Origin of the sequence: Roseicella aerolata (assembly GCF_020523605.1) — a bacterium.
GTDB lineage: Bacteria > Pseudomonadota > Alphaproteobacteria > Acetobacterales > Acetobacteraceae > Paracraurococcus > Paracraurococcus aerolatus.
On sequence record NZ_JAJAQI010000111.1, the window covers coordinates 1 to 4,923 of the forward strand.

Here is a 4,923-nt window from a genome sequence, read left to right on the forward strand (position 1 = left end):
AGGCCTGCCCACGACGCCACGCCATCGAAGCCTCCAGCCCAAGCTGGACACCTACGAATCACACCACCTCGCGCCGCAGCCAATCACAAGCCGATTCCAGCCAGGGCTACTCGGGTCTAGACGCCCCCATCCACCCAGGGCTCGGCCTGGGAGGAACGGCGCTCCTCCGCCTCCTCATAGGTCGCGGCGTCCACCAGCATGGGGCCCATCGTCACCTCGGGCGGATCGGGAATGAGGTCCTTCAGGTTGGCGCTGACCCAGGCCTGCGCCCGCTCATTCGCGCGCAGCGCCGCCTGCCGGCTGTCGCAGACGCTGACCGAGACCGGCCGACCGTCCTCGCTGACGAAGGCGTAATAGGCCCGGAAGCCCGCCTGCTCTCGCAGGATGGGGACGAGCCCCTCTCCCACTCGCTGGGCGATCTCCTCCGGCCGCCCGCCTGCCCGGTATGTCCTGATCACGACGAACATGCGCCGCTCTCCTCCATGCCCCGCTTCGGTGTGATCGGGCCAGGCGGCCTTGCCCGGCCCGAGGGTCAGGCGCGTGGCTGCCGCTGCCGCCGTGAACGCCGGCTCACCGGGCCGGCCCTGCGCCCATGCCCCTGATGCCTTGGGGCCCGGTGCAACAGGACCGCACCGATGCCGCCGGCCGCGATCACGGCCGGCAGGAGAAGAAAGAGGAATTGCTCGAGGGTGTTCATGCGGAACCGGCCCTCCCGGGGCATCAGCCTACATCATCCCGCCCGCATCGCCATGCGGCCGAGGACCGGCTGGCCCTCAACACCTCCGGCGCCCCCGGCCGCAGCGGCACCTGCTCTCCGGTCAGACCGTCGTCTTCCCCGCCGTCGCGAGCCCACCAGGATCAGTGCGCCACCTGGCCGGATTCCTCCTCGTCCCCCTCCGCCGTGGTCCATGCGCCGGCCGGGGCCTCGATCTCGGGGGTCGGGTTGTCCGCCAGGATCGCCGCCGTTTCCTCGTCGAAGGCGTCGATCCGCGCCTCCACCGCCGCCTCCGCCAGGCCGAGCGCGGCGATCGTCCCGGCCACCACCCGTGCCGCCAGCGCGGCCGTTCGCTCATCCCGGCACTCCACCACGGGCTCGATCTCGTCGCCCTCGCCCCGGATGATCTCCACCAGCAGGAATTGCGGGCCCTGGCGGGAGCCGGATTCCCAGATGCCTTCCTCGGTCCGGTGCATGGGCGTGATGGCGATGGAAAGGCCCTTGCTGCTGTCAGACATCCCGTCTCTCCGCGCGACTTGTCCGGCTGAAGCGCATGACGGCGCCCGGGGATGCGGCGCCTCGGAGGCCTACTCGCCCGCCCGCTCCGCCTGGGCGCGGGAGGCGACGGCCTGGTCCGCCTGCTGCAGCGCGGCGTCGCCGATCGCGTCCCGGCCGCGCAGCCGCGCCAGCGCCCGCCGGCCCTCGGCGGCCGCCCCCTCGGGATCGGCAACCCGGCGTGCCCTCCCCTGCGCCGCCGCGGCGGTCGCCTGCGCGAGTTCCGTCTCGCGCCGCTCCTCCTCCGCGCCGCCGAGTTGCGCCCAGCCCAGAAGCGCCGGCAGGGTCGTCCCCTGCACCAGGCCGGAGAGGACGACCATCAGGGCGACCAGCGCCAGCACCAGTTCGCGTTCGGCGAAAGGTCGGCCATCCGGGGCGGCGGCCGGCACCGCCAGCGCCAGGGCCAGCGCGATGGCGGAGCGGTGTGGTGACCAGGCCGCGACGGCGGCGATCCGCAGCGCCCCCGCGGGCCGGCCATCGGCGCCCGGCATCCGTGGCGTCCAGGGCATGGCCACGGCCAGCAGCGCGAGCAGGAATTGCACGCCGACCACCAGCGCCAGCAGCGCCGCCGCCGCCAGCACCAGCTGCGCCGGCTCATACCGGCCGAGCGCGCCAAGGGCCTCCGGCAGGGCCCGGCCGATCAGGAAGTAGAGCGCCGCCGAGAGCATCAACTCGGCCTCCGACCAGACATGGCGGGAGACGAGCCGCGCCTCGGGCGAGGAGATCGCCTCCCCCGTCCGCCGGTCCACCGCGCGGGCGACGACGGTGAGCGCCGCCACGACGATGGTCACCGCCACCGAGACGCCCGCGGCGCCGGCCAGGATGGCGGCGAGGAAGGGCGTCGCGGCGGAGATCGCCACCTCGACGGACGCGGCGCCGATGCGCCGGCGGAATTCCACCGCAAACAGCCCGACCGCGGCGCCGAGCAGCCCGCCGCCCAGCAGGTCGGTCCCGATCCGCTGCAGCGCCGCGCCGACCTCCGGCGGTGGCCCGCCGACCGCCTCGCGCGCCAGCAGGTAGAGCGAGACGACGAGCAGCCGCGCGCTGACGGCCTGGCCGGCATAGGCATCCGTCAGGGCCCGCGGCAGGTGCTGCGCCTGGCCCGTCTCCTGCGGCAGGCGCGTATCGCCGATCCCGGCGCAGACGCCGATCAGCAGGCAGGCCACGGGATCGAGGCCGGGCAGCAGCACCTGCGCCGCGGCCGCGACCATCAGCGTCACGCCGATGACGAGCACCAGGCCGGCCACCACCCCGCGGACCAGCGCATGGCGCAGCAGGTCGAGGGAGAGCGCGACGACCCCGGCATAGAGCAGCGGCGGCAGCAGCAGGCCCAGCACGATCTCCGGATTGGTCCGCAGGGCGGGCAGCGGCACCGGCAACAGGACGGAGGCGATGCCGCCGGCGAAGACCACCGGCGAGGGTGGCAGCCCGCTGATCCGGGCCAGCGCCAGCAGCAGGCCGAGCGCCACGATCACGCCAGAGACGAACTGGACTTCCGGCACCCGCGATCTTCCCGGCCCGAGCTGTTGGATGGGGGCAACGCCCCGGCGAGGAGGCGGTGCCCGGCCGGTCCGCGCGGTGAACGGAGCCGCTGCGCGCCCGTTAGAGCGGTCTCACGCTGCACAGGCGGCATGAGACCGCACCAACCCTTGTCCGCAGCGCGGATTGCCCACGGTCCATTCCGCCCGGCGGCCTGCTCCGGGAGCCGGCGCCGCCTTCCCGCGGGAGCCACGCAGCGGAGAGGATCCGGAGGACCTGCATGCCACCCGTTTCCGAGCAGCGCCTGTTCGACGCCCTGGCCACCCTCACCCGCGCCTTCGCGGATGGCGGCGTGCCGGACATCATGGGCGAGTCACCCGACGCGCCCCGGCCCGCGGGCGACTCCCCCGCCATCGACGCCATGGACGAGGAGGCGCGCGAGGTGTTGGGGGAGGCTTCGCTGGCCGTCGCCTTCGGCGCCTTCGCCTCGCGCGGCGGCGATGGCGGCCCTATCCACATGCTGATCGGCGCCATGGGCCTGATGGCCCTGCGCGCGGGCGAGGAGCCGGACCCGCCGGCCGAGATCCTCGGCATCGTCGCGGAGGACCAGCGGGTGGAGCAGGAGATCGACCGCGCCGGGGAGGCCATCGACGCCGAGTTCGGCCGCGACGCGAGTTGCGAGGCGGTGACGGCGGCGCTGGAGGCGCGGCTGCTCGGCACCGCGATCACCCTCGCCGGCTGCACCCTGCCGGAGGGCGTGGAGGGCCAGGCGGCAGTGCGGCTGCGCGCGGCGCGCTGCCTGGCGCGGCTGGCGGCCGGGCTGATGACGATGAACGCGGCAGGCGCGGCCGGCGCCACGCCGGCCGGCGCCGAGGCGCCGCAGCCGACCGCCTAGAGCAGATCGCGGACGGGCGTGAACGACCGGAAGCGTGAATCTGCTCGAAAACAAGGAGCAGCAGCGGATGAGCGTTCAGATATGAACGCAATCCGCTGTAGGCAGACACCGGCGCCGCCAGGTTGAGGGGCGCGCCGGTCCTCATCGCCGGCGGGTCGGCCATCCCGGTGAGGAACTGAGAACTGGTGCCTGACCTGCCGCCGCATGTCCTGCCTCCGCCGGCGGCCCTCCGGGCCATGGCTTCGCGGCATTGCCGCGGGCCGCAGGTCGGGAGGTCATGCGCCAGGTACGGGACCAGCGGCCCGGATGCGTCGCCGCAGCCGGGCAGGCGCGCCGCTTTGGCGGCGGGCCGCGGAAGGCCCGGCGCGGGCAGACGCCCGTGCCGCGGGGGTCCATGATCGGGGGCGCTGGTATGACGCATCCAGGCCTCCTGGCCCGGAGTGCCGTGCCAGGTCGGCATGGCGGGAGGACGCGGTCTTGGGCAGGACCCTCTGGCATTGCCACATCGCCGTCTCGCTGGATGGCCGGATCGCCCGGCCCGATGGCGGCGTCGAAGACTGGCTGGCGGCGGACTATCCGGCGGAGGATTTCGGCTTCGGGGCCTTCCTCGCCGGGGTGGATGCCATCCTGATGGGCCGCGGCAGCTACGATGCCGTCCGGCGCATGGGCGACTGGCCCTATGCCGGGAAGCCGACGGTCATCCTCACCAGCCGCGCCCTGCCCGATGCGCCGCCGGGCGTGATGGCGCGCGCGGGCGACATCGCCGCCATCGCGGCGGAGATGGAAGCCTGCGGGCATGGCCGGGTCTGGCTCTTCGGCGGCGGCCAGGTGATCCGGTCCATGCTCGCCATCGGCCGGCTGGACCTGCTGGAGATGGCGCTGATCCCCGTGGTGCTGGGCGAGGGGATTCCCCTGTTTCCCGCCGGCACGCCGGAGGTGGCGCTGCGCCTGCTGCAGTGCGAGGCGAAGCCCAGGGGGGCCCTGCACCTGGTGTATGAGCGCGTAGCCTGATACCGCCCCGCATAAATGCCGACGCATTTATGCGGCCTCAGTCGTCGGCGCCGCTTCGCGGCTTGGCTACGCGCCACTTGGCGCGGCGCCCGTTAGGGCGCTCAGCCGCCTTCGGCGGCTGCAGGTCAGGACTTATGCAGGCCGGTCTTATGAGAGCTGTGCGCGGATGCGCCAGAACGGGCCCAGCGCACCAGAACGAGCAGATGGCTCGGCAATGCGGAGGTTTGGGCGATATGAGCGCCGGCAGGGGCGCCGATTTTGCCTTCGA

Annotated in this window: 5 protein-coding genes; 2 read left to right on the forward strand and 3 right to left on the reverse strand. The window is 73.7% G+C overall.

What is annotated here, in order from left to right:
- Nucleotides 1-116 precede the first annotated feature (116 nt).
- The 3 genes from LHA35_RS27780 to LHA35_RS27790 form a co-directional block, all read right to left on the reverse strand.
- A complete protein-coding gene (locus tag LHA35_RS27780; protein ID WP_226614490.1) occupies nt 117-467 on the reverse strand; it encodes a hypothetical protein in 351 nt (116 codons plus the stop codon).
- 391 nt (nt 468-858) lie between these two features.
- Nucleotides 859-1,233, reverse strand: a complete 375-nt coding sequence (locus tag LHA35_RS27785) for a hypothetical protein (RefSeq protein WP_226614493.1) — start codon at nt 1,231-1,233, stop codon at nt 859-861.
- A 69-nt stretch (nt 1,234-1,302) separates the two neighbouring features.
- Nucleotides 1,303-2,772, reverse strand: a complete 1,470-nt coding sequence (locus tag LHA35_RS27790) for a cation:proton antiporter domain-containing protein (protein ID WP_226614498.1) — start codon at nt 2,770-2,772, stop codon at nt 1,303-1,305.
- Nucleotides 2,773-3,029: 257 nt separating this feature from the next.
- Here LHA35_RS27790 and LHA35_RS27795 point away from each other — a divergent pair, with 257 nt between their 5' ends.
- Both LHA35_RS27795 and LHA35_RS27800 read left to right on the forward strand, forming a co-directional pair.
- The gene (locus tag LHA35_RS27795) at nt 3,030-3,644 is read left to right on the forward strand and encodes a hypothetical protein (protein ID WP_226614502.1); all 615 of its coding nucleotides are present in this window, start codon (nt 3,030-3,032) and stop codon (nt 3,642-3,644) included.
- A 477-nt stretch (nt 3,645-4,121) separates the two neighbouring features.
- On the forward strand, nt 4,122-4,655 hold the full coding sequence (locus LHA35_RS27800; RefSeq protein WP_226614508.1) for a dihydrofolate reductase family protein: 534 nt from the start codon (nt 4,122-4,124) through the stop codon (nt 4,653-4,655).
- Nucleotides 4,656-4,923: the final 268 nt, after the last annotated feature.